The sequence below is a fragment of the Croceibacterium mercuriale genome (assembly GCF_000802385.1).
In the GTDB taxonomy this organism is placed as follows: Bacteria; Pseudomonadota; Alphaproteobacteria; order Sphingomonadales; family Sphingomonadaceae; genus Croceibacterium; species Croceibacterium mercuriale.
In genome coordinates this window covers 680958-703533 of sequence record NZ_JTDN01000001.1, presented here as the reverse complement: position 1 = coordinate 703533, position 22576 = coordinate 680958, and the positions used below count along the sequence as shown (strand labels likewise).

Genomic DNA, 22576 nt, shown 5'->3' with positions numbered 1-22576 from the left:
GACGAGTCGTGGCGGCCCATGTAACGACGGTGTGTGACGGGGGCTAGAGGGGGAGGCGCTCTGCGTGATCGCCGCGGCGCCGCCACGCCGCTGGCAGGCAGCCGCCGCTCGCGCTAGGCGGAGCTGATGGACCTGCAACTCCTTGTGATCTGCCTGCTGACCGCCGGCATCAACCTGATCGGCACGCTGGCCTATGGCGCGCGGATCGCAGGGGTGCGGACACGGCGCATCGCGATCAGCTTTGCCCTGTTCAACATCCTGGTGCTGGTCTCCCGCATGTCGAACAGCTTCCTCGGCCCGTTCCTGGCGAAGCGGATCGAGCTGCGGCTGGGCGATGGCGGCGGCGAGGCGCTGCTGGGCGATTTCCGGCTGGTGCTGCTGTCCGCCTCAGTCGCGGTGTTCGTCGGCATCCTGCTGGTGCCGACGGCGCAACGGCTGTTCGCCAGCGCGATCAGCTATTTCCAGCAGCACCGCTCCACCACCCGCATGTTGCTGCACACCGCCACGCCGGCGGGCATGCGCACCATCCGCAACGCGGTGGCCATGCCCAGCAGCGGGCAGTTGCAGGCACTGGGGCGCGAGCGCGGGGTCGGCTGGGGCGTGCTGCTGGCCAATTGCCTGGCGCAGGCGCTGCTGACCGTGGGGGTGCTCGCCTCGCTGTATGCCGGATACCTGAACCCGGAATATCGCGTCACCGCCTCGCAGCTGTCCGCCGTGATCAACGGGCTGGCCACCATCCTGCTGTTCGCGCTGATCGACCCTCAGCTGTCCGTCATGACCGACGATGTGATCGAGGGACGGGTCAGCGAGCCGCTGTTCCGCCGGACGATCGTGTGGATCTCCTTCAGCCGCCTGGCCGGCACCATCCTGGCGCAGGTGCTGTTCGTGCCGTCGGCCATGGCGATTGCCTGGGTGGCGAATTTCGTCTGACAGCCAGGCGCCCGACCATTCTAGCGGTTGCTCTCGCGCACCGATACCGCGACGAGGACCGCGGTCGACAGCAGGATGCTCGACACCAGCCCGCCGATTGCCAGGATGCCGCGGGAGGTCAGCTTCACGCGCACATCGAGCCCGACATTCCTGCCGAACCACAGCGATACCTCGCCGGTCTGGCGCACCGGGCCGGACGGCGTTGCGGGCTGTTCATGCGTCGCCATGCTATTCGACCGTCCAGCCGCCATCGATCGTGTAGTTGGCGCCATTGATGTTGCGCGCCTCGTCCCGGCACAGGAACACCGCCATGGCGGCGATCTCCTCCGGCTGGACGAACTGCTTGGTCGGTTGCTGCGCCAGCAGCACCTTGTCGATCACGTCCTCCCGGCTCATGCCGCGGCTCTTCATGGTGTCGGGGATCTGGTTTTCCACCAGTGGCGTCCAGACATAGCCGGGGCTGATGCAATTGGCGGTGATCCCGTCTGTCGCGCATTCCAGCGCCAGCACCTTGGTCAGCCCGGCAATGCCGTGCTTCGCAGCGACATAGGCGCTCTTGAACGGACTGGCGACCAGCGAATGCGCGCTGGCCGTGGCGATGATGCGGCCCCAGCCCGCCTCCCGCATATGGGGAATGGCCAGCCGCGACGTATGGAATGCGGCCGACAGGTTCAATGCGATGATCGCATCCCACTTGGCGGCCGGGAAGTCCTGGATCGGGGAGACATATTGCATACCCGCATTGTTGATCAGGATGTCGACCGGCCCGGCGCCCGCCATCAGTTCCTCGACGCCGGCCGTGGTGGTGAGGTCCGCCGCCACGAAATCGGCGCCAAGCTCCTTCTGCAGCTGCGCGATCGCATCTGCGTCGCCGAAACCGTTCAGCACCAGCTGCGCGCCTTCGGCTGCCAGCGCTCGCGCGATGGCGAGGCCTATGCCGGAGGTGGACCCGGTGACGAGTGCGCGCTTGCCCGAAAGGAACATTCCCTACCTCCTGCCAGTTGATCGGCGTAACCCAGCAGTGAAGCGTCGGGGGATCAAGGGGGTTCCATGCGGCTTAATCCATTCAACCCGGACAGCATCCAGGTGCGTCGCGGTGGCGGCGGCGGTTTTCCCGGTGGCGGCGGCGGGCAGCTTGGCTGCGGTGCGATCGTGATCGCGCTGGTCGGCGCACTGGTCTTCGGCATCGACCCGGGTCAGATGCTCGGCACGATGCAGGAGGCCGGCGTGCAGCAGCAGGCGGGACCGGGCAGCACCTATGGCGCCGGAGAAAGCGCGACGGAGATCTGCGACGACAATCCTTATGCGACCGAGTCCTGCAACGCGCTCGCCTCGCTGAACCAGACCTGGCAGCCGCTGTTCGCGCAGGCCGGCGCACAGTTCCAGCAGCCGACCCTCGTGTTCTATCAGGGTGGCACATCGTCCGGCTGCGGCAGCGCCACATCCGACGCCGGGCCGTTCTACTGCCCGGCGGATGCCGGCATCTACATCGACACCAGCTTCTACGACACCATGGCGCAGCAGCTGGGGGCACAGGGGGATTTTGCCCGCTATTACGTGATGGCGCATGAATATGGCCACCACGTGCAGACGCTGACCGGCATCTCGGCGGCGATCCGCCGGGCGCAGCAGCAGCGGCCCCAGCAGGCCAACCAGTTGCAGGTGCTGATGGAACTGCAGGCCGATTGCTATGCCGGCGTATGGGCCGGCCGCAACCGCAACCTGATCGAGCCTGGCGATTTCGAGGAAGGCATGACTGCCGCCAGTGCAATCGGTGACGATGCGTTGATGCAAGGTGCCGGACGAAGTGTTAACCCGGAGAACTTCACTCACGGTTCAAGCCAGCAGCGTATGCAGGCCTTGCGAATGGGTTTGGAATCAGGCGATGAAACACAGTGTGACCGAATTGTCGAAGCAGGCTAGCACGCTGGGCGCGGTGCTTGGCGTCGTCCTGGCGCTGCCCGTCTGTGCGCAGGAGGTGGTGACGGAGGAGCGGGTGGAGATGCGCGACGTCGCGCTGCTGCCGCTGGCCGACCTCAACCTGTCGCGTGACGAGATCCCGCCCGTGCTGGTGATGGCCAAGGCGACGCCTTATGCCAGCGACGGACTGACGGACTGCATGGCCGTGCGTTCGGCAATCGGTGACCTGGATGCGGTGCTGGGCGAGGATTTCGACATGCCCAATGTCGAGGCCGGCGGGCTGCAGGTCGGCAAGGTGGCGCGGGGCTTGCTGGGGATGCTGATCCCTTATCGCGGGGTGATCCGCGAAGTATCCGGCGCGAATGCCCATGCCAAGAGCTTCAAGGAAGCGATCGTCGCAGGCATGATGCGCCGTGCCTATCTGAAGGGTCTGGGACAGGCGATGGACTGTCCCTATCCCGCACGACCCGCCACCCCGGAAGTGATCGCCACCTCCATCCTGCTGCGCGACCCTGCACCCTACGCCACCCTGGGCGAGCAGCAGGAGCAGACCAGCGGCGGCGAGGTGCCGGTGGAGCCGGTCACGGCAACGCAGCTGGTCACCGCAGACAAGCGCGAACAGGCCCGGCCGTGAGCATGGGGCAGGTAGTGGCATCGTGCTGACGCGGTTCACGCTGTCGCTGGCGCTATTGCTGGCCTCGCCGGTGATGGCGCAGGATCAGACTGCTCCCGCAATGACCGAAGTGGTCATGCAAACCTCGCGCGGGCCGATCACCATCGCGCTGGAGACGGACCGCGCGCCCGTCACGGCGGGCAATTTCCTCGCCTATGTGGATGCAGGTAAGTTCGACGGAACAGTGTTTTACCGCGCAATGCGGCTGGAATGGGGGGAGCAGCCCAACGGACTGATCCAGGGCGGCACGCAGAATGATCCGGACCGCCTCCTGCCGCCGGTTGCGCATGAGCGTACCAGCGATACGGGCGTGCTGCATGGCACCGGCGCGATCAGCATGGCGCGGCTGGCGCCAGGCACGGCGACCGGCGACTTTTCCATTATGGTCAGCCCGCAGCCGGGGCTGGACGCCGATCCTGCCAGCGATGATCCCGATCGACGCGAAGGCTATGCTGCGTTCGGCCATGTCACCGCAGGCATGGATGTCGTGCGTCAGATCTTCGATGCGCCGCTCGACCCGGACAAGGGTGAAGGCTGGCTGAAGGGGCAGATGCTGGCAGAGCCGGTGCGGATCATCTCCGTCGATCGGGTATCGCCGCAAGAGGACTGAGCCGGGCCCTTCCGGCACAAAGGAAAAGGGCGGCCCTGCCGCAGCAGGACCGCCCTTCATCCGTTCAGCCGAAGCGGATCAGTACACCCGCTTCTTCGGCTTGATGTAGCTGATGTCGTCCGTCAGCGTGTATTCGTGCACCGGGCGGTAGTTGATCTGGACGTCGCCGCCCGTTCCGCCCCAGCCGTTGAACCAGGCGATCGTGTGCTTCATCCAGTTCGCGTCATCCCGCTCCGGAAAGTCCTCATGCGCATGGGCGCCGCGGCTTTCCTGGCGATTGGCGGCCGAATGCATCGTCACCACCGACTGCGAGATCAGATTGTCCAGCTCCAGCGTCTCGATCAGATCGCTGTTCCAGATCAGCGACCGGTCGGTCACAGAAACGTCGCTCATGCGCGAATAGATCTCGGCCAGCTTGGCCTTGCCTTCCTGCATCAGCTCGTCCGTGCGGAACACGGCGGCGTGGGTGGACATGGCGCGCTGCATGTCCGTCCGGATCGAAGCGGTCGGGCTGCTCCCGCTGGCGTGACGGAAATGATCGAGCCGGGTGAGCGCGAAGTCGGCGCTGGTCTTGGTCAGCTCCTCCTGCGCGGCGCCGGGCTTGATGATCTCCTTCAGCCGGTGACCGGTGGCCCGGCCGAACACGACCAGATCGATCAGCGAGTTGGAGCCAAGGCGGTTGGCGCCGTGCACGGACACGCAGGCTGCCTCACCCACGGCGAACAGGCCGGGCACCACGCTATCGGGGTTGCCGTCGGCACCCAGGGTGACGACTTCACCATGATAGTTCGTCGGGATGCCGCCCATGTTGTAGTGCACCGTCGGCACGACCGGCAGCGGCTGGCGCGTCAGGTCGACACCGGCAAAGATCTTCCCGGACTCGGTGATGCCGGGCAGCCGTTCGCCCAGCACGGCCGGATCGATGTGATCCAGGTGCAGGAAGATGTGGTCCTTGTTCGCGCCGACGCCGCGACCCTCGCGGATCTCCAGCGCCATGGAGCGGGACACGACATCGCGGCTCGCCAGGTCCTTGGCACTGGGGGCGTAGCGTTCCATGAACCGCTCGCCCTCGGAATTGGTGAGGTAGCCGCCCTCGCCCCGCGCGCCTTCGGTGATCAGCACGCCGGCGCCGTAGATGCCGGTCGGGTGGAACTGCACGAATTCCATGTCCTGCAGCGGCAGGCCGGCGCGCAACACCATGCCGCCACCATCGCCGGTGCAGGTATGGGCGCTGGTCGCGGTGTAGTAGCAGCGGCCATAACCGCCGGTCGCCAGCACCACGGCCTGCGCACGGAAGCGGTGCAGCGTGCCGTCATCCAGGCACATCGCAATCACGCCGACGCACTTGCCGCCCTGCATGATCAGGTCGATCGCGAAATATTCGATGAAGAAGTCCGCGTCGTACTTAAGGCTCTGCTGGTACAGGCTGTGCAGCATGGCATGGCCGGTGCGATCCGCCGCGGCGGCGGTGCGCTGCACGGGCGGGCCTTCGCCCATGTTCTGCATGTGACCGCCGAACGGCCGCTGGTAGATCGTGCCGTCCTTGTTGCGGCTGAACGGTACGCCGGCATGTTCCAGCTCGTACACCGCATGCGGCGCCTCGCGCACCATGTACTCGATCGCGTCCTGGTCGCCCAGCCAGTCCGACCCCTTCACGGTGTCGTACATGTGCCAGGTCCAGTGATCCGGCGAGTTGTTGCCCAGCGATGCCGCGATCCCGCCCTGCGCCGCCACGGTGTGGCTGCGGGTCGGGAACACCTTGGTGATGCAGGCGGTCTTCAGGCCCGCCTCGGCGCTGCCCATGGTGGCACGCAGGCCCGAACCGCCGGCGCCGACCACGACGACATCGTACATGTGATCGACGATCGGATAGGCGAGGCCCGTAGGCTTGTTCGCGGTCTGCTGCCCGCCAGTCGGCACGTCACCGGTATTGGGGGCTACGTTCTCGGCCATCATGCCACTCCAAATGCGATGCGGGCGACCGACACCAGGCCGAAGGCGCCACCGCCGAACACGGCCAGATTCATCAGCACGAGGGCGGTGAACTTGTTGCCGGATGTATGAAAGTAATCCTCGGCCACGACCTGCAGGCCCAGCCGTGCGTGCCAGAAGGTGTTGACCATGATCAGGCTGAGCACCGTGGCGACCAGCGGTTTCGCGATCCAGCCGGTCAGCGTCTCGTAGCCGAAGTTCGGCAGCAGCGCGAAGGAGATCACCAGAAAGCCGACCAGCAGCAGGTTGCCGACAGCGGTGAAGCGCTGCAGCAGCCAGTGGCTGACGCCGTGATGGGCGGAGCCGAGGCCCCGTACACGCCCGAGGGAGGTTCCTTTAGCCATTGTATCCCCGAAAAATAATGCGTCTTGCCGTCAGAACAACAGGATGGCGGCCCAGAAAACCGCCGTCAGGATGATGCCGCTGGCCGTGCATGCCATTGCCACGCGCTTGTTGGTGGTCAGTTCGTACCCGGCGCCGACATCCAGCACGAAGTGCCGCAGGCCGGAGCTCATGTGATTGAAGAACGCCCAGCTGACGCCGACCAGCACGATCATGCCCGGGATCGACCCGGCAATCGCCCGGAAGCTCTCGTACGCTTCCGGCCCGCTGGCCAGCGATCCCAGCCACCACAGCAGCACCGGCAGGCCGACAAAGGCCAGCCCGCTGCCGGATACGCGATGCAGGATGGAGGTCAGCATGTGCGGCCCCCATTTCCAGATCTGCAAATGTGGCGATAGCGGACGGTTTCTCATGTGAACTATACCGGTTGTGTGTGCAGTTCCGCCTCCCTTAGCGGAACCGCCCGGCAGGGCAAGGCTGTCGCTTGGCCGTAACCGCGAGATCGCGTAAGGCGCCGGCCCATATGCAGACGCCTACCATCCTCGTCACCGGATCCAGTCGCGGCATCGGCGCCGCCATCGCCATGCAACTGCGCGATCGCGGCGCCCGGGTCATCGGGCAGGCGACCCGCGCCGCGGATGCCGATACAATCGCGGCCGATTTCTGCGAGCCCGGCGCGCCCGACCTGCTGTGGCACGAGGCGATGGAGCGGGCCGGCGGACGGATCGATGCGCTGGTGAACAATGCCGGCCTGTTCACCGCCAATCCGCTGGACGGCAGCGACATCGCCTGGCTGGACGGGTGGGAGGACACGCTGCGCATCAACCTGACCGCAGCAGCACAGCTCAGCCGCTTCGCCGTGCGCCACTGGCAGGAGGGCAGGACAGGCGGTCGCATTGTCCATGTCGCCAGCCGCGCCGGCCATCGTGGCGACAGCCCGGCGCACTGGCACTATGCGGCTGCCAAGGGCGGGATGCTGGCGCTGCACAAGACCATTGCCCGCGCCTATGCGGCGGAGGGTATCCTGTCCTTCGCGGTCGCGCCCGGCTTCACCGACACGGCCATGGCCGGCGACTACCTGGCAAGCCGCGGCGGGCCCGGCCTGCTGGCCGACATCCCGCTGGGCCGCGTGGCCGAGCCACAGGAGATCGCCGCCATCGCCACCTTCTGCGCGCTGGATGCCCCGGCCAGCATGACCGGCACCACCATCGACGCCAATGGAGCAAGCTATGTCCGCTAGGATAGCCACGCTGGCCGCACTGCTGCTGGCGGGGTGCGCCAGTTCCGGGGTGGCGCAGGAACCTGTCGCAGGGCAGCGGGCCGACCGGGGCGAGGCCTGGGCCGCGCGCTGCACGGACGAGGATCCATGGGACCGCCCGGGCCCACCCTTCCGGGTGCATGGCAACACCTGGTATGTCGGCACCTGCGGCATCACCGCGCTGCTGGTGACGGGCGAGGATGGCCATGTGCTGATCGACGGCGGCACGGAGGCCGGCGCCGCACTGATCGCCGCCAATGTGGAGGCGCTCGGCTTCGCCCTGTCCGACGTCAAGCTGCTGCTGGCGAGCCACGAGCATCACGACCATGTCGGCGGCACGGCGGAGCTGCAGCGGCTGACGGGCGCCCGCCTGCTGTCCTCGGCCGAGGCTGCGCCGGTGCTGGCGAGCGGCAAGGCCGATCCGGCGGATCCGCAGTTCGCGATTGCCGAGACGTTCCCGGCGGCGCGGGTGGACGGCACGGTCACGCCCGGCGTGCCGGTGCGGCTGGGCGACCTGGCGCTGACACCGATCGCGCAGCCGGGCCACACGCTGGGCGCGCTCAGCTGGCAGTGGCAGGCTTGCGAAGGCGAGGTGTGCCGCACGATCGTCTATGCCGACAGCCTGACCCCGATCAGTGCGGACGGCTATCGCTTCACGGCCGCGCCTGCCCTGGTCGAGGAGATGCGCGCCGGGCTTGACCGGCTGGCCGCCCTGCCCTGCGACCTGCTGCTGACGCCGCACCCGATGGCCAGCAGCATGGACCAGCGGCTGCAGGCCGGCGCGCTGGCGGGCGAAGGTCAGTGCCGCGCCTATGCCGACACCAAGCGCCGCGCGCTGGACGAGCGGCTGGCCCGCGAGGCGGCGGGGACCGAACCATGAGCTGGAAATTGCTCGCCCATGCGCCGCGTGATGCCGTGCGGCAGGCGCTGGTGACGCATGAGCGGATGGAAGAGACCGGCGACTGGGACAGCGACATGGTGCTGACCGGCAGCGAGGTGGCGGAAGATCGGCCGCACGACTGGCAGCTGGAAGCCTACCTGCCGCGCAAGCCACTGGCTGCCGACCGCAAGCTGCTGGCGCAGCTGTTCGGCCATGATGCTCCGGAGATCCGGGCGGAGAAGCTTCCCGATACCGACTGGGTGACGGAGACGCAGCGCAGCGTCACCCCGATCCGCGCCGGCCGCTTCCATGTCCATACGCCCGACTTCCCGGCCGACCCCTCGCCGGAGGTGTTCGACTTCACGATCCCCGCGGCGCAGGCCTTCGGCACGGGGCAGCATGCGACCACCGCCGGATGCCTCGCCATGCTCGACGCCATGAAGCAGCGCGGCGTCACCGTGCGCGACAGCGTCGATATCGGCACCGGCACGGGCCTGCTGGCCTTTGCCGCGCTGGCGCTGTGGCCCCGCAACTGCGCGACGGCGAGCGACATCGACGCCGTGTGCGACAGCGTGGTGGCGGAGAACTGCCGGCTGAACGGCATTGCGCAAGGGCCCGGCCCCGGCGCGCTGGCGATGGTGGTGGCGCCGGGCACCGATCACCCGCTGACCCATGCGCGCGCGCCGTACGACCTGATCATGGCCAACATCCTGGCGGGGCCGCTGATCGAGCTGGCAGGCGACTTCGCCGAACTGGCCGCGCCGCGTGGCAATCTGGTCCTGGCCGGCCTGCTGCAGACGCAGGAGGCAGCGGTGCGCGCGGCCTATCGCACGGCAGGCTTCCGGCTGGCCGCGCGGATCGTGAATGGCGATTGGTCGATCCTGTGGCTGCGACGCCGCTGGCAACCCGCCTGATCCGCCGGACCCGGCTGGCCGCGCTCGCGGTAGCTGCCACGGTGGCGCTGTTTGCCCTCATGGCGGGGATCGGCAGCTCCATTCCGCGCAATGCGGGGTGGCAGGCGCCCGCGCATGGCGTGACCATCATGGTGGAGACCAACGGCGTCCACACCGCGCTGGTGCTGCCACTGGTGAGCGAGCAGGTCGACTGGCGACGCGTGTTCCCGGTGCAGCATGTCGCCGCCGCCGGACGGCCCTACACGCATCTGGCGATCAGCTGGGGGGAGCGGGAGGTGTTCCTCAACACGCCAACTTGGTGGGATCTGCGGCCCGGTACCGTCGCCCGCATCGCCGGGCTGGGCGGTGACGGGCTGCTGCACGTGGCGCACTATGTCCGCCCTGCCCCCTCTGCGCAGCTGCGCCCGCTGGTGCTGCGGCCGGAGGAATATCGCCGCCTGGTGGCAGCGATCGGCCGGAGCCTGCCGCCACCGGAAGCGCGGCACTATCCCGGCTATGGTGCGCAGGACGTGTTCTATGATGCGCCGGGCCGCTACACGGTGCGCAATACCTGCAACCAGTGGACCAGCGACATGCTGGCGGCCGCGGGCGTGCGGATCGGCTGGTGGACGCCGGCGGCGGGCGGCGTGATGAAGTGGGTGCCGGAGACGCCGGACGGAAACTCCTGAACCAGCTCAGCCACAAGCCAGCACGACCAAGATCGGACAGCAGGTATCAGACGCGGACGAGCAGGGACGTGTCGCCCATCTCGATCACGGGGATCTCCCATGGATGGGCCGCCACGATGGCCGCCACGGCTTCCGACACACGGGCGAGCGATGCGTCGGCCGGGATGTACACGGTCAGGATCGCAGTGTGTGATGCGGTGGGCGATCCTGCCTCCCCCATGGTGGGGTTGGCCATGCTGTCGGGCGTGAACAGTTCCCACCCGCAGGACAGCTCGACGACGGCCTTGTACATGCCGAAATCACCCAGCGCGTTATCATCCCTGATGATCGCCATGATCCTGGAGAAGGCGGACTGCTGCTCGATCTCGGCAAACCGACCTGCCGAAATCAGCTCCATCGTCCCGCGATCGACGGGGCAGTAGATCCTGAGCACCTTCGCGGCGCGCATCGCCGGGATTGCATCCATCATCGCATCCGCACCCTACCCGGCAGCAGCCACGATGGTCGCCCAGGCGGCCTCGTCGATCACCTCGATGCCGAGTTCCGCCGCCTTCTTCAGCTTGGATCCGGCACCCGGGCCGGCAACGATCAGGTCGGTCTTGGGACTGACGGAGCCGGCGGCGCGGGCACCCAGCCGTTCGGCCTGTGCCTTCGCCTCGTCACGGCTCATCGTCTCCAGCTTGCCGGTGAACACGACGATCTTGCCGGCCACCGCGCTGTCGCGGGTTTCCACCGCGAACGGCGGCGGGCTGACCTCGCCCAGCAGGTCGTCCCACAGTTCGCAGTTGTGCGGTTCGTGGAAGAAATCGCCCAGGGCCTCCACCACCACCGGGCCCACGCCGTCGATCGCCAGCATCTCCGCTGCGGCATCGGTGTCGCCGGCCCGGGCCGCCTCGGCCGCGCTGCGCAAGGCCGGCAGGGTGACGAAATGCTTCAGCAGGTCGCGCGCAGTGACAGCGCCGACATGGCGGATCCCCAGGCCGAACAGCAGGCGTGCGGCATCGGGCTGCCGGTGCCCCTCGATGTTTGCCAACAGATTATCCACAGACTTGTCCTGCCAGCCTTCGCGGCCGACCAGATCGCCGCGGTGGCGGTGCAGGCGGAAGATGTCGGCCGGGCCGTGGGCCAGCCAGCCAAGGTCCAGGAACTCGGCAATGGTCTTCTCGCCCAGACCCTCGATGTCGAGCGCCGCGCGGCTGGCGAAATGGCGCAGCCGCTCGAACGCCTGCGCACGGCAGACCAGCCCGCCGGTGCAGCGCACGTCGACCTCGCCCTCGGCCGCCACGGCCTCGCTGCCGCAGACGGGGCAATGGTCGGGGAACAGGTACGGATCGCGCGGCTCCTCGCGGGTGAGGTTCTCCACCACCTGCGGGATCACGTCGCCGGCGCGCTGGATCACCACCCGGTCACCCGGGCGCACCCCCAGCCGGGCGATCTCGTCGCGGTTGTGCAGGGTCACGTTGGTGACGGTGACACCGCCGACCAGCACCGGCACCAGCCGCCCGACCGGCGTCAGCTTGCCCGTGCGGCCGACCTGGATGTCGATCGCCTGCAGCACGGTCTCGGCCCGTTCGGCCGGAAACTTGTGCGCCAGCGCCCAGCGCGGCGCCTTCGCGACGAAGCCCAGCCGCTGCTGCAGCGCCAGGCTGTCCACCTTGTACACCACGCCGTCGATGTCATAGGGCAGCCCTGCCCGCCGCTCGCCGATGCCGCGATAATGGTCGAGCAGCGCCTCCATGCTGTCCAGACGCACCAGATCGGGCGAGACCGGGAAGCCCCACCCGCGCATGGCCTGCATCACCCCGAACTGGCTCTCGGCCGGCAAGCCGCCGACGGCACCCCAGCCATGGGCCAGAAACCGCAAGGCTCGCTGCGCGGTGATCGCCGGGTCCTTCTGCCGCAGCGATCCGGCCGCAGCGTTGCGCGGCGTGGCGAACTGACGCACCGCCGTCTCGTCGAACCCCTCGCCACCGCTGGCGCGCGCGCCTTCCATCAGGCCGGCGTTCAGCGCAGCAAACGCCTGTTTTTCCATGTAAACCTCGCCGCGCACCTCGAACAGGTCGGGCGCGCCTGCGGGCAGATGCTGCGGGATGTCGGGAATGTAAGCGACATTGGCAGTCACGTTCTCGCCCACGCTGCCATCGCCGCGGGTCGCGGCCAGGGCCAGCCGGCCCCCTTCGTACCGTAAGGAGCAGGACAGCCCGTCGATCTTGTCCTCGGCGGTGAACGCCAGCGGCTCCTCCGCGGGAAGGCTGAGAAACCGGCGGATGCGGGCGACGAACTCCGCTACCTCCTCGTCGCTGAAGGCATTGTCCAGGCTCATCATGCGTTGTGCATGGGTGACCTTCGACAGCGGCGAGGCGGCAACCTCGTGCCCGACGGCGCGACTTGGCGAATCCGGGCGGACGAGATGCGGAAAGGCGGCTTCCAGCTCCGCATTGCGGCGGACCAGCGCGTCATATTCGGCATCGCTGATCTCGGGCGCGTCCTGCGCGTGGTACAGGCGATTGTGGCGGGCGATGGTGCGCGCCAGCCGCATCAGTTCGTTGGCGGCATCGGCTTCGGTCGGATCCTGCGTCATGCCCCGCCCGTAACAATCACCCAGCCGAAGAACAGCACGCAGAAGGTGATCGGCACTGCCGCCAGCACATCGGCGATGCAGGTCAACACGAACAAGGTCCGCGATCGCCGCCCCCTGGCAAGCAGCACGGCCAGCACGATCGCATACGCGCACAGGCCGACCCACAGGAGCGCGGTGGCCTCCACGAGCGGCAGCGCGATCATCATCACCAGCGGCACCAGCGCCAGCAACGGCGCCGCCACCAGCCACCCGGTGCTGAGCAGATAGAACGCCAGCGAGGCGTTCGCATGAGGCACCTGCAACGCAGGGCGATGCTTGATCATTGTGCGATGATCCGCCGGTCGCCGGCAAAGGTCCATGCCCCGTCCACCCAACGCATGGTCCAGCGCGTAGCCGGGCGACCGGGCGCGTTGGTCCAGCCGGTGCAGGTCTGGGCATCGCTGCATGCAAAGCCATAGGCCTGCAGCAGCACGGCGCGCTCCCCGGTGATCCGGTCCATCAGGCCCGGCGCCTGCTCGCACCGGTCGCGCGGCGCAAGGCGCGGGAAGCGGGCCATCAGGGCCGCCTCCTGCTCGGCCGGCAGGGCGTCGGGCGACAGTTCGACACAGACGGTCGGCGGGTCGGGGGTTGCGCCGGGCCCATCGAAGAAGCCGGCCAGGGCATGTTCCAGCAGCGCGGCTCCGGGTGCGGCGCGGTCCTGCGCCAGCGCCGGCGCGGACACATCATGCAATGGCGGCGCGCAGGCCGGGACGGCCATGGCAAGCAGCGGGACCATACAGAGCTTCGGGATTGGCATGGCCGGTCAGAAATCCACTTTGGGCGGCGTGTTGCCGTCAAACGCATTGTCGGCAAACGGTCCATCACGATCGACCCAGTGCAGGAAGAGATGCGCGGACCAGCGGTTCGGATTGGGCGTGGTGCGCCCGTGATGGTGATGCACCCCCTGGTAAAGCACCGCATCGCCCGCCGCCATCGCCACCGACGCTGCCCGCTCCTCCGCCCGGAAGGCGGCATCGGCCCGCTCGTAAGGCGCGGCAATCGCCTCGCTCGCAACCTCCAGCGGCCATGCGAGGTCGTCCGCATAGGCCAGCGTTAGCGACAGGCTGTGCTGGCACGATGGCCGGTCGCCATGCACCCGACAGATGTCGCCCTGCCGATAGACCCGGAAATAGCAGTAGCTGGGCAGCAGCGATGCGCCGACCAGCCCTTCCACGATGGAGGTCAGCCCCCAGTGAAAGGTCGCGAACGGGGCATAGTGGTGCCCGTAGAGTTCGATCGCGGGGGAGGCCAGCAGCGGTCCCTGCTGGCGCAGCCGGGCAAGATCGACGCCCTGCCGGTGGAAGTCGGTCCGCATGCGGGCGAGCAGCCCTTGCGCTACCTCCGCCGATACCAGTGCCCGCAGATGCTGGTATCCGTCAGCCCGGTAATCGCCGGCGACCACTTCCACACTCACGATCAGACCCTTTCCAGCAGACGCTCTGCCTGCGCGCGGGCTTCGCTGGTGATCTCCGCGCCGGACAGCATCCGGGCGATCTCCTCCTGCCGGCCCGCTTCGTCAAGCAGGGTGACGGAGGTGCGGGTCACGGTGCCCTCGCTGGACTTGGCGATCAGGTAATGCGTGCCGCCCCGCGCGGCGACCTGCGGGCTGTGCGTCACCGCCAGCAACTGTCCGCCGCCGCCACCCACCGGGCCTGCCAACCGGGCCAGCCGCTCGCCGATCGCGCTGGCGACCGCGCCGCCCACGCCGCGGTCGATCTCGTCGAAGATGATCGTCGCCGCGCCGCCCTGTTCGGCCAGCGCCACCTTCAGCGCCAGGATGAAGCGGGACAGTTCGCCGCCACTGGCGATCTTGTTCAGCGGCGCGAACGGCGCACCGGGATTGGTGGCGATCAGGAACTCGACCGCATCCATGCCCTGCGGGCCCCAGCGGTCCTGCGGCAGCGCGGTCACCGCCGTGCGGAAGCGCGCGGCGTCCAGCCGCAATGGCGCCAGTTCCGCCGCGACGGCCTTGTCCAGCCGGACCGCCGCCTCCAGCCGGGTGGCATGCAGCGCTTCGGCCGCCTTGCGGTACATCGTACCGGTGCGACCGGCCTCCGTCACCAGGCCGGCAATCTCGGCATCGCCAGCCTCGATCGCATCCAGCGTCACGCGCATCTGCTGCATTCGTGCGGGCAGGTCGTCGGGCTCGCAGCCATGCTTGCGGGCCAGCGCGCGCAGGTCGAACAGGCGGGTTTCCACCCGGTCCAGCTCGTTGGGATCGAAGGCCAGCGCTTCGGCCGCCTCGTTCAGCTTGTCCTCGGCCTCGCCCGCCTCGATCACCGCACGGTCCAGGGCCGCGAGCGTCTCGTTCAGCAGGGGATGCTCGCCGGCGATCCGGTCCAGCCGGCGGGCGGCGATGCGGATCTGGGCGAGCGCGGAATCCGATCCGTCCCACACCTGGCGCAGTGCATCCAGGTCGCCCGCCAGCCGTTCGCCCCGCTGCATGTCCGCCCGGCGCAGGGCCAGCAGCTGCTCCTCGCCCACCTCGGGTTCGGCGGTGGTCAGTTCGGCCAGATGCGCCAGCAGCAGGTCCTGCTCGGCCCGCGCGGCCTCGACCGCGGCACGTGCGGTGGCCAGGCGGGTCTCGGCATCGCGCCAGGCGGCCCAGGCCTGCTCCACCCCGGCGACCTCGCCCCCGGCGTAGCGGTCCAGCAAGGCGCGGTGACCCCGCGGGTTGACCAGGCCGCGGTCGTCATGCTGCCCGTGCAACTCTACCAGCGCCGGCGCGATCTGCCGCAGCAGCGCGGCGCCGACGGGCTGGTCGTTGATGAAGGCCTTCGATCCGCCATCGGCGCGCACGCGGCGGCGCAGGATCAGCGGCTCGCCCCGTTCTGCCTCGACCTCGGCCTCGGCCAGTGCATCGGCGATCAGCGGCGGCAGGTTGCCGAATTCGAAGGTCGCGGTGACGTTGGCCTGATCGGTGCCGGCGCGAACCAGGATTGTCTCGGCCCGGTTGCCCAGCACCAAGCCCAGCGCATCCAGCAGGATCGACTTGCCCGCCCCTGTCTCGCCTGTCAGCACGCCGAGGCCCGGCCCGAAAGCCAGGTCCAGCGCCTCGATCAGGACGACATTGCGGATGGCAAGGGAGGTGAGCATCGTTCACCAACCGTTCTAGTGCATCAAAGGTTGCGCGTCACCTGCGATGCGCGCAACCGCAGCAGCAATCAGCCGCCGACAGCAGCCAGCTGCGCACCGGCATCCGGCGCATGCTTCTCCATCAGGGCGAAGGCCTTCTCGTACCACTCGCTGCCGGGATAGTTCGCGCCCAGCACGGCGGAGTACTTCTGCGCCTCGGCCGGGATGCCCAGCGCCAGGCTGGTCTCGGTCAGGCGATACAGGGCTTCCGCCGCATGGCTGGTGGTCTGGTAGTTCTCGACCACGTTCTGGAACCGCACCTGCGCCGACAGCCAGTTGCCGGCGCGCTGGTAATAGCGGCCGATCTCCATGTCCTTGCCCGCCAGGTGATCGTTGACCAGATCGACCTTCAGCCGGGCATCGGCGGCATATTCGCTGGCCGGATAGCGGCGCTGCACTTCGGTCAGCGCGGTCAGCGCCTGCTCGGTGATCCGCTGGTCGCGGTCGACGTCGCTGATCTGCTCGTAATAGGACATCGCGATCAGGTAATAGGCGTAGGGCGCGTCCTTGTTGCCCGGATGGATCGACAGGAAGCGCTGCGCCGACTGGATCGCCTTGTTGTAGTCGCGCTGCAGGTAATAGGTGAACGCGCTCATCAGCTGCGCCCGGCGTGCCCATGGCGAATAGGGGTGCTGACGCTCCACCTCGTCGAACAGGGCGGCGGCGCGCAGCGTGTCGCCCCGGTCCAGCCGGTCCTTCGCCGCGGTGTAGAGCGATTCCACGTCGCGCGCGACATAGGCGGTGTCCACGCCGCTGCCGCCATCGCGGCCGCCGCCACAGCCGGACAGGACGATCGCGGGAAGGAGAATGGCGGCGAGGGGCAGACGGCGCAGGTTCATGGCTGCGCTATAGCCGCGCGCCGCGTGAACGCCAAGTGAAGTGACGCGGCCCCGGCCGGTCATTCCTCGCCCATCCGCAATGCGGCGATGAACGCCTCCTGCGGGATCGAGACGTTGCCGTATTCGCGCATCCGCGCCTTGCCCTTCTTCTGCTTTTCCAGCAGCTTCTTCTTGCGGCTGATGTCGCCGCCATAGCACTTGGCGGTCACGTCCTTGCGCAGGGCGGCGATGGTCTCGCGCGCGATGACCTTGCCGCCGATGGCCGCCTGGATCGGGATCTTGAACAGGTGACGCGGGATCAGGTCCTTCAGCCGCTCGCACATGCCGCGCCCGCGTTCTTCCGCCACCGCGCGGTGGACGATCAGGCTGAGCGCATCGACCGGTTCGTTGTTCACCAAAATGCTCATCTTCACCAGGTCGCCTTCGCGCAGGCCGATCTGTTCGTAATCGAAGCTGGCATAGCCGCGGCTGATGCTCTTCAGCCGGTCGTAGAAGTCGAACACCACCTCGTTGAGCGGCAGTTCGTAGCTGACCTGCGCCCGTCCGCCGACATAGGTCAGTTCGGTCTGGATGCCGCGCCGGTCCTGGCACAGCTTCAGGATGGAGCCGAGATATTCGTCCGGCGTGTAGATCGTGGCCTTGATCCACGGTTCCTCGATCGTCTCGATCCGGCTGGGATCGGGATAGTCGGCCGGATTGTGCAGCAGGATCTCGGCGGCGTCCTCCGTCCGGCTTGCGCGCAGCTGGATGCGATAGACGACGCTCGGCGCGGTGGTGATCAGGTCCAGATCGTATTCGCGGCTGAGCCGTTCCTGGATGATCTCCAGGTGCAGCAGGCCCAGGAAGCCGCAGCGGAAGCCGAAGCCGAGTGCCGCGCTGGTCTCCATCTCGTAGGAGAAGGAGGCATCGTTCAGCCGCAGCTTGCCGATGCTCTCGCGCAGCTTCTCGAAATCGGCGGCATCGACCGGGAACAGGCCGCAGAACACCACCGGCTGCACTTCCTTGTAGCCGGCGAGCGCCTCCTTGGCGCCGTTCTTCACGGTGGTGATGGTGTCGCCGACGCGGGCCTGCTCCACCTCCTTGATCTGCGCAGTGATGAAGCCGATCTCGCCCGTGCCGATCTCCGGCAGTTCCTCGCGCTTGGGCGTGAAGCAGCCGACGCGGTCCACCAGATGCTCGGTACCGCCCTGCATGAACTTGACGTGCAGGCCCTTGCGGATCGAGCCGTCGATCACGCGCACCAGAATCACGACGCCCAGATAGGGGTCGTACCAGCTGTCCACCAGCATGGCCTTCAGCGGCGCGGTGCGGTCGCCGGACGGCGCGGGAATCTTCCTGACGACGGCTTCCAGCACGTCCTCGATCCCGATGCCCGACTTGGCGCTGGCCAGCACAGCGTCGCTGGCATCCAGGCCGATGATGTCCTCGATCTCGGCCCGCACCTTCTCGGGCTCGGCCGCGGGCAGGTCGATCTTGTTGATGACGGACACGATCTCGTGATCGTGTTCGATCGACTGGTAGACGTTGGCCAGCGTCTGCGCCTCGACCCCCTGCGCCGCATCCACCACCAGCAGCGCGCCCTCGCACGCGGCCAGCGACCGGCTGACCTCGTAGGCGAAGTCGACATGTCCGGGCGTGTCCATCAGGTTCAGCGCATAGGTCTCGCCATCCTTGGCGGTGTAGCTGAGGCGCACGGTCTGCGCCTTGATGGTGATCCCGCGCTCCTTCTCGATATCCATGTTGTCCAGCACCTGCTCGCTCATCTCGCGATCGGTCAGGCCGCCGGTGAACTGGATCAGCCGGTCCGCCAGGGTGGACTTGCCGTGATCGATATGCGCGATGATGGAAAAGTTGCGGATGCGGGAAAGCTCGGTCATTGCGCGCCGATAGCAGCGGGCGCGCCGCTTGGGGAGTGGTTCGGCGCTGGCCGGCGATGTTTACAGCAAACGGCCGAAAAGTGCGCGCACCTGCCGGTCGGCCAGCGGGTTGGTGGTGGCGTGCGCGGTGGCCCGGTCGAGATCGGCGATGGCGGCGAGAAGCGCGGTATCGCTGGACTTGCGCTGCACGCCCTTGAAGATGCCGCGCCACATGCGGGGTTGCACCGTGCCGGTGATGGCCAGTGGCAGGCGCTCGTCACGTGTGAACTTCCAGCGGGGCTGTGTGCGGCCGGACAGCGCCGTGGTCCAGGCGGCGATGAAGGAGCCGGCCGCCGGGTGACGGCGCAGGCGGTAAGCGCTTTCACGGCTGAGGCCGATCATGTGCGCGGCCTTGCGGACGCAACCGGTCTGCGCGAGGAGGCCGATGAAGCGGGCCTGGCGGGCCGGAGTCCAGCCGTCGCGGCGGGCGCGCAACGGCACGGGGAGGAAGGCGGGGAGGCGCAGGTAGCGCTGCATGGGCTTGCGGCGGCGTGCGGTGGTGCGACGGTTGCTCATGCGCGGCGGGGTAGCTGCGTGGTGGGCGTGTAGGAAAATGGTTTGGGGGTTTGCTATTCACCCGCGGTCGCCCCTGCGCAGGCAACGGCCTGTCGACGCTCGCCAACTGGCCCGACGTTGATGGTGGAGGGCTTATCTACGCCCCTGCCTGCGCAGGCGCGACGGTGATATGTTTCCCGGCGGCAGAGATGGGTGGAGAGCCGACACTCAGAAACTCGGTTCGCGTCGGCTTTTCCGCCATGCTTTAACAGCGGCGAAGAAGCAGAATGCAATCCAGAGTATCCCGATGGCAATGATGAACCAGAATGCCTCCGGGCTTTCTGCCCGCGTTATAGTGCCGCCTCTCGTATGAGTGACGCCTGAGCGCACCTCGTAGATCAGCCAAATGCCGCATAGCAAACCGAGTGCGGCCAGCGCGCCCGAGATGATCCTCCACCACATAGAGGCAACTCCAAGAGGCACTTTTCCACGCCATCTTGGCGGCCACCGCTAACGGCCGCAAAGGGGCGTAAGCCGCCACCCACAACCGCTTCGCCATGCCCTCCACCAGCCTGCAGCTGATCCGCTCCCCATGCGGCGCATGGGGAGGGACAGGTCGGATCAGGCGTGGGCGCCGTGGCAGTGCTTGTACTTGTTGCCGGAGCCGCACGGGCACGGCGCGTTGCGGCTGACCTCCTGCCCGGCCCAGGGGTCGGTCATGTCCGCCCCGCCCGGTCCGCTGGCCGCCACCGGCGAACCGGCGAGCGAGCCCAGGAATGCCTCCTGCCCCGTTGCGCGGCTCGACCCGTCGCTGTCATCGGTGCCGAACAGCGGATCGATATGGCCGGTCAGGAAGGCGGGCAGCTCGGGCAGCGGCGGCGGGGCCGGCTGCGGCATGCGCAGCTCGCTCTTCATCAGCACGCGGGTGACATCGGTGCGGATGCCTTCCAGCATCGCCTCGAACAGGCCGAACGCCTCCTGCTTGTATTCGCTGAGCGGGGTCTTCTGCGCATAGGCGCGCAGGAACACCACCTGGCGCAAGGCATCCAGCGTCGCCAGATGCTCCTTCCAGTTGTGGTCCAGCCGGTCGATCAGCACGCCCTTTTCCACGTGGCGCCAGATCTGCGGTTCGATCCCGTCCAGCTTGGCGGCCAGCTTGTCGTCGGCCAGCGCGACGATCCGCTCCTCGATCACGTCGGGCTCGACGGCTTCCTCCGCCAGCCACGCGTCGATCGGCAGGTCCAGGCCCAGCACGTCGTCCGCCCGTTCCCGCAACCCGGCGATATCCCACTGCTCCGGGTAGGAGCCCGGCGGGCAGGCATTGGCGACCATGGTGTTGATCGTGTCCTGCCGCATGTCGTGGACGACATCGTCCACCGTCTCGGCATCCATGACCTCCGCCCGCTGTTCGTAGATCACCTTGCGCTGATCGTTCATGACGTTGTCGTATTCGACGACCTGCTTGCGCGCCTCGTAATTGCGCGCCTCCACCTTCTTCTGCGCCTGCTCGATGGCCTTGCTCAGCCACTTGGAGCCGATCGCCTCCCCTTCGCCGAGATTGCTGTTCATCATCTTGGCGAACAGGGTGTCCGGGCCGAAGATGCGCAGCAGGTCATCTTCCAGGCACAGATAGAACCGCGACAGGCCGGGATCGCCCTGCCGGCCGGACCGGCCACGCAGCTGGTTGTCGATGCGGCGGCTTTCGTGCCGCTCCGTGCCCAGCACGAACAGGCCGCCGGCGGCGCGCACCTGTTCCCGCTCGGCAGAGATGGTCGCCTTGATGCGGTCGATCGCGGCGTCGCGCTCCGGCCCCTCGGGCATGTCGCGCAGTTCGTCCTCTACGGTGAACTCGACATTGCCGCCCAGCTGGATGTCGGTGCCGCGCCCGGCCATGTTGGTGGCGATGGTCACCGCGCCCAGCCGACCGGCCTGCGCCACGATGTGCGCCTCCCGCTCGTGGAAGCGGGCGTTCAGCACCTCGTGCTTCACGCCTTCTTCCGTCAGGAAGCGGCTGAGCAGCTCCGACTTCTCGATGCTGACGGTGCCGACCAGCACCGGCTGCCCGATCTCGTTCTTCTCGCGGATCGCCTTGGCGATGGCGCGGAACTTGTCCTGCGTGTTCTTGTAGAACTCGTCATCCTCGTCGATCCGCTTCACCGGCACGTTGGTGGGGATCTCGACGACGTTCAGCTTGTAGATGTCCCAGAACTCCATCGCCTCGGTCGCGGCGGTGCCGGTCATGCCGGACAGCTTGGGATACATCCGGAAATAGTTCTGGAAGGTGATGGAGGCCATCGTCTGGTTCTCGGGCTCGATCCGCACGCCCTCCTTGGCCTCGACCGCCTGGTGCAGACCGTTGGACCAGCGCCGGCCATCCATCATGCGGCCGGTGAACTCGTCGATGATGACGACCTTGCCGTCCTTCACGATGTAGTCGATGTCGCGCTTGAACATGACCACCGCCTTCAGCGCCTGGTCCAGATGGTGCACCACCATCGTGTTCTCGACATCGTAGAGATTGTCGGTCGCCAGCAGCCCGGCGGCGGCAAGGCGGCGCTCCACCTCCTCCGTGCCGTCCTCCGTCAGCGACACGTTGCGGGACTTCTCGTCCGCCTCGTAATATTCCGCCTCCAGCTCCTTCACGATCGCGTCGAGCGCGACATAGAGGTCGCTCTTGTCGTCGGTCGGGCCGGAGATGATCAGCGGGGTGCGCGCTTCGTCGATCAGGATGGAATCGACCTCGTCCACGATGGCGTAGTTGAACGGACGGTGGACCTGCTGGCTGCGCTCCTGCTTCATGTTGTCGCGCAGGTAGTCGAAGCCGAACTCGTTGTTCGTGCCGTAGGTGATGTCGGCGGCATAGGCCTCGCGCCGCACGGGTTCCGGCAGGTTGGGCACGATCACGCCGGTGGTCAGGCCCAGCCAGCCATACAGCCGGCCCATGGTCTGCGCATCGCGGCTGGCGAGGTAGTCGTTGACGGTGACGACATGCACGCCCTTGCCTGGCAGCGCATTCAGGTAGGTGGCCAGCGTCGCCACCAGGGTCTTGCCCTCGCCGGTGCGCATCTCCGCGATTTCGCCCCGGTGCAGCACGATGCCGCCGACCATCTGCACGTCGAAATGCCGCATGCCCATGACGCGGAGCGAGGCTTCCCGCACGGTGGCGAACGCCTCGGGCAGGATGTCGTCCAGCGACTTGCCGGCGGCCAGCTGCTCGCGGAACTTAGCGGTCTGGGCCTGCAGCGTGGCATCGTCCATCGCCTGGATCTGCGGCTCCAGCGCGTTGATCTGGTCGACGATCTTCAGCAGGCTTTTGACATGGCGTTCATTGGCCGAACCGAACAGCGACTTGGCGAGCGTCTGGAACATGGGTGGTCCTCGGGA

23 protein-coding genes are annotated in these 22576 nt (G+C 67.6%); 8 read left to right on the top strand and 15 right to left on the bottom strand.

From position 1 onward, the window contains the following. Window positions 1–126: 126 nt before the first annotated feature. Window positions 127–930 carry a lipid II flippase Amj family protein gene (locus PK98_RS03240; RefSeq protein ID WP_039094257.1) on the top strand — a complete coding sequence of 268 codons (804 nt, stop codon included), beginning with the start codon at window positions 127–129 and terminating at the stop codon, window positions 928–930. Window positions 931–950: 20 nt separating this feature from the next. Here the strand turns inward: PK98_RS03240 and PK98_RS03235 are convergent, their stop codons facing one another. Both PK98_RS03235 and PK98_RS03230 read right to left on the bottom strand, forming a co-directional pair. After that, on the bottom strand, window positions 951–1157 hold the full coding sequence (locus PK98_RS03235) for a hypothetical protein (RefSeq protein WP_039094256.1): 207 nt from the start codon (window positions 1155–1157) through the stop codon (window positions 951–953). A gap of 1 nt (window position 1158) precedes the next feature. Beyond that, entirely contained in the window at window positions 1159–1914 is a 756-nt protein-coding gene (locus PK98_RS03230; protein WP_039094254.1) for a 3-hydroxybutyrate dehydrogenase, read from the bottom strand. Between the two features lie 66 nt (window positions 1915–1980). Between PK98_RS03230 and ypfJ the strand changes: the two genes are divergently transcribed. From ypfJ to PK98_RS03215, 3 genes are read left to right on the top strand one after another with little or no spacing between them, the layout of a single operon-like run. Continuing rightward, complete coding sequence (gene ypfJ, locus PK98_RS03225; RefSeq protein ID WP_039094252.1) at window positions 1981–2853, top strand: KPN_02809 family neutral zinc metallopeptidase; 873 nt, start codon at window positions 1981–1983, stop codon at window positions 2851–2853. Continuing rightward, complete coding sequence (locus PK98_RS03220; RefSeq protein WP_052207965.1) at window positions 2828–3484, top strand: hypothetical protein; 657 nt, start codon at window positions 2828–2830, stop codon at window positions 3482–3484. The genes ypfJ and PK98_RS03220 overlap by 26 nt, the downstream gene beginning before the upstream one ends. Window positions 3485–3506: 22 nt before the next feature. Then, window positions 3507–4133, top strand: coding sequence for a peptidylprolyl isomerase (locus PK98_RS03215; protein WP_039094250.1), 627 nt, complete (start codon window positions 3507–3509; stop codon window positions 4131–4133). Window positions 4134–4211: 78 nt separating this feature from the next. Here PK98_RS03215 and sdhA read toward each other — a convergent pair whose 3' ends face one another. The 3 genes from sdhA to sdhC all read right to left on the bottom strand — a co-directional run bounded on the left by sdhA (window position 4212) and on the right by sdhC (window position 6880). Beyond that, the gene (gene sdhA, locus PK98_RS03210; protein ID WP_039096170.1) at window positions 4212–5987 is read right to left on the bottom strand and encodes a succinate dehydrogenase flavoprotein subunit; all 1776 of its coding nucleotides are present in this window, start codon (window positions 5985–5987) and stop codon (window positions 4212–4214) included. A 98-nt stretch (window positions 5988–6085) separates the two neighbouring features. After that, a complete protein-coding gene (sdhD, locus tag PK98_RS03205) occupies window positions 6086–6469 on the bottom strand; it encodes a succinate dehydrogenase, hydrophobic membrane anchor protein (protein ID WP_039094248.1) in 384 nt (127 codons plus the stop codon). A gap of 30 nt (window positions 6470–6499) precedes the next feature. After that, complete coding sequence (gene sdhC / locus PK98_RS03200; protein ID WP_039094246.1) at window positions 6500–6880, bottom strand: succinate dehydrogenase, cytochrome b556 subunit; 381 nt, start codon at window positions 6878–6880, stop codon at window positions 6500–6502. A 110-nt stretch (window positions 6881–6990) separates the two neighbouring features. Between sdhC and PK98_RS03195 the strand changes: the two genes are divergently transcribed. The 4 genes from PK98_RS03195 to PK98_RS03180 are packed head-to-tail and all read left to right on the top strand — an operon-like array spanning window position 6991 to window position 10187. Next, window positions 6991–7707 (top strand): SDR family NAD(P)-dependent oxidoreductase, encoded by a 717-nt coding sequence (locus tag PK98_RS03195; RefSeq protein ID WP_039094244.1) that lies wholly within the window; start codon window positions 6991–6993, stop codon window positions 7705–7707. Further along, window positions 7697–8605 (top strand): subclass B3 metallo-beta-lactamase, encoded by a 909-nt coding sequence (gene bla, locus PK98_RS03190; RefSeq protein WP_039094242.1) that lies wholly within the window; start codon window positions 7697–7699, stop codon window positions 8603–8605. Before PK98_RS03195 ends, bla begins: the two co-directional genes overlap by 11 nt. Continuing rightward, the gene (locus PK98_RS03185; protein ID WP_039094238.1) at window positions 8602–9519 is read left to right on the top strand and encodes a 50S ribosomal protein L11 methyltransferase; all 918 of its coding nucleotides are present in this window, start codon (window positions 8602–8604) and stop codon (window positions 9517–9519) included. The genes bla and PK98_RS03185 overlap by 4 nt, the downstream gene beginning before the upstream one ends. After that, window positions 9489–10187: a DUF2459 domain-containing protein gene (locus PK98_RS03180; protein ID WP_235425382.1), complete on the top strand. Its 699-nt coding sequence runs from the start codon at window positions 9489–9491 to the stop codon at window positions 10185–10187. The genes PK98_RS03185 and PK98_RS03180 overlap by 31 nt, the downstream gene beginning before the upstream one ends. Before the next feature lie 46 nt (window positions 10188–10233). Here PK98_RS03180 and PK98_RS03175 read toward each other — a convergent pair whose 3' ends face one another. The 10 genes from PK98_RS03175 to secA form a co-directional block, all read right to left on the bottom strand. Then, window positions 10234–10656, bottom strand: coding sequence for a hypothetical protein (locus PK98_RS03175; protein ID WP_039094236.1), 423 nt, complete (start codon window positions 10654–10656; stop codon window positions 10234–10236). Between the two features lie 12 nt (window positions 10657–10668). Then, on the bottom strand, window positions 10669–12768 hold the full coding sequence (gene ligA, locus PK98_RS03170) for an NAD-dependent DNA ligase LigA (RefSeq protein WP_039094234.1): 2100 nt from the start codon (window positions 12766–12768) through the stop codon (window positions 10669–10671). Further along, entirely contained in the window at window positions 12765–13091 is a 327-nt protein-coding gene (locus tag PK98_RS03165; protein WP_039094232.1) for a hypothetical protein, read from the bottom strand. The genes ligA and PK98_RS03165 overlap by 4 nt, the downstream gene beginning before the upstream one ends. Continuing rightward, window positions 13088–13498 (bottom strand): hypothetical protein, encoded by a 411-nt coding sequence (locus PK98_RS03160; protein ID WP_152608519.1) that lies wholly within the window; start codon window positions 13496–13498, stop codon window positions 13088–13090. Before PK98_RS03160 ends, PK98_RS03165 begins: the two co-directional genes overlap by 4 nt. A 72-nt stretch (window positions 13499–13570) precedes the next feature. Next, entirely contained in the window at window positions 13571–14221 is a 651-nt protein-coding gene (locus PK98_RS03155) for a hypothetical protein (protein ID WP_235425381.1), read from the bottom strand. A gap of 2 nt (window positions 14222–14223) precedes the next feature. Continuing rightward, complete coding sequence (recN, locus tag PK98_RS03150; RefSeq protein ID WP_039094228.1) at window positions 14224–15903, bottom strand: DNA repair protein RecN; 1680 nt, start codon at window positions 15901–15903, stop codon at window positions 14224–14226. A gap of 68 nt (window positions 15904–15971) precedes the next feature. After that, entirely contained in the window at window positions 15972–16781 is an 810-nt protein-coding gene (locus PK98_RS03145) for an outer membrane protein assembly factor BamD (RefSeq protein ID WP_039094226.1), read from the bottom strand. A 59-nt stretch (window positions 16782–16840) separates the two neighbouring features. Beyond that, complete coding sequence (lepA, locus tag PK98_RS03140) at window positions 16841–18658, bottom strand: translation elongation factor 4 (protein WP_039094224.1); 1818 nt, start codon at window positions 18656–18658, stop codon at window positions 16841–16843. 60 nt (window positions 18659–18718) lie between these two features. Then, window positions 18719–19213 (bottom strand): hypothetical protein, encoded by a 495-nt coding sequence (locus PK98_RS16650; RefSeq protein WP_052207963.1) that lies wholly within the window; start codon window positions 19211–19213, stop codon window positions 18719–18721. 600 nt (window positions 19214–19813) lie between these two features. Continuing rightward, window positions 19814–22561 carry a preprotein translocase subunit SecA gene (secA, locus tag PK98_RS03125; RefSeq protein ID WP_039094220.1) on the bottom strand — a complete coding sequence of 916 codons (2748 nt, stop codon included), beginning with the start codon at window positions 22559–22561 and terminating at the stop codon, window positions 19814–19816. Window positions 22562–22576 lie beyond the last annotated feature (15 nt).

Bases quoted from the DNA above. Each gene is read 5' to 3' on its own strand.
- sdhA (WP_039096170.1), bottom strand. From the start codon at position 5,987: ATGTACGATGTCGTCGTGGTCGGCGCCGGCGGTTCGGGCCTGCGTGCC.
- PK98_RS03185 (WP_039094238.1), top strand. From the start codon at position 8,602: ATGAGCTGGAAATTGCTCGCCCATGCGCCGCGTGATGCCGTGCGGCAG.
- PK98_RS03165 (WP_039094232.1), bottom strand. From the start codon at position 13,091: ATGATCAAGCATCGCCCTGCGTTGCAGGTGCCTCATGCGAACGCCTCG.
- PK98_RS03240 (WP_039094257.1), top strand. From the start codon at position 127: ATGGACCTGCAACTCCTTGTGATCTGCCTGCTGACCGCCGGCATCAAC.
- recN (WP_039094228.1), bottom strand. From the start codon at position 15,903: ATGCTCACCTCCCTTGCCATCCGCAATGTCGTCCTGATCGAGGCGCTG.
- sdhD (WP_039094248.1), bottom strand. From the start codon at position 6,469: ATGGCTAAAGGAACCTCCCTCGGGCGTGTACGGGGCCTCGGCTCCGCC.
- secA (WP_039094220.1), bottom strand. From the start codon at position 22,561: ATGTTCCAGACGCTCGCCAAGTCGCTGTTCGGTTCGGCCAATGAACGC.
- lepA (WP_039094224.1), bottom strand. From the start codon at position 18,658: ATGACCGAGCTTTCCCGCATCCGCAACTTTTCCATCATCGCGCATATC.
- PK98_RS03235 (WP_039094256.1), bottom strand. From the start codon at position 1,157: ATGGCGACGCATGAACAGCCCGCAACGCCGTCCGGCCCGGTGCGCCAG.
- ligA (WP_039094234.1), bottom strand. From the start codon at position 12,768: ATGACGCAGGATCCGACCGAAGCCGATGCCGCCAACGAACTGATGCGG.
- sdhC (WP_039094246.1), bottom strand. From the start codon at position 6,880: ATGAGAAACCGTCCGCTATCGCCACATTTGCAGATCTGGAAATGGGGG.
- PK98_RS03145 (WP_039094226.1), bottom strand. From the start codon at position 16,781: ATGAACCTGCGCCGTCTGCCCCTCGCCGCCATTCTCCTTCCCGCGATC.
- PK98_RS03195 (WP_039094244.1), top strand. From the start codon at position 6,991: ATGCAGACGCCTACCATCCTCGTCACCGGATCCAGTCGCGGCATCGGC.
- ypfJ (WP_039094252.1), top strand. From the start codon at position 1,981: ATGCGGCTTAATCCATTCAACCCGGACAGCATCCAGGTGCGTCGCGGT.
- PK98_RS03230 (WP_039094254.1), bottom strand. From the start codon at position 1,914: ATGTTCCTTTCGGGCAAGCGCGCACTCGTCACCGGGTCCACCTCCGGC.
- bla (WP_039094242.1), top strand. From the start codon at position 7,697: ATGTCCGCTAGGATAGCCACGCTGGCCGCACTGCTGCTGGCGGGGTGC.
- PK98_RS03175 (WP_039094236.1), bottom strand. From the start codon at position 10,656: ATGATGGATGCAATCCCGGCGATGCGCGCCGCGAAGGTGCTCAGGATC.
- PK98_RS16650 (WP_052207963.1), bottom strand. From the start codon at position 19,213: ATGAGCAACCGTCGCACCACCGCACGCCGCCGCAAGCCCATGCAGCGC.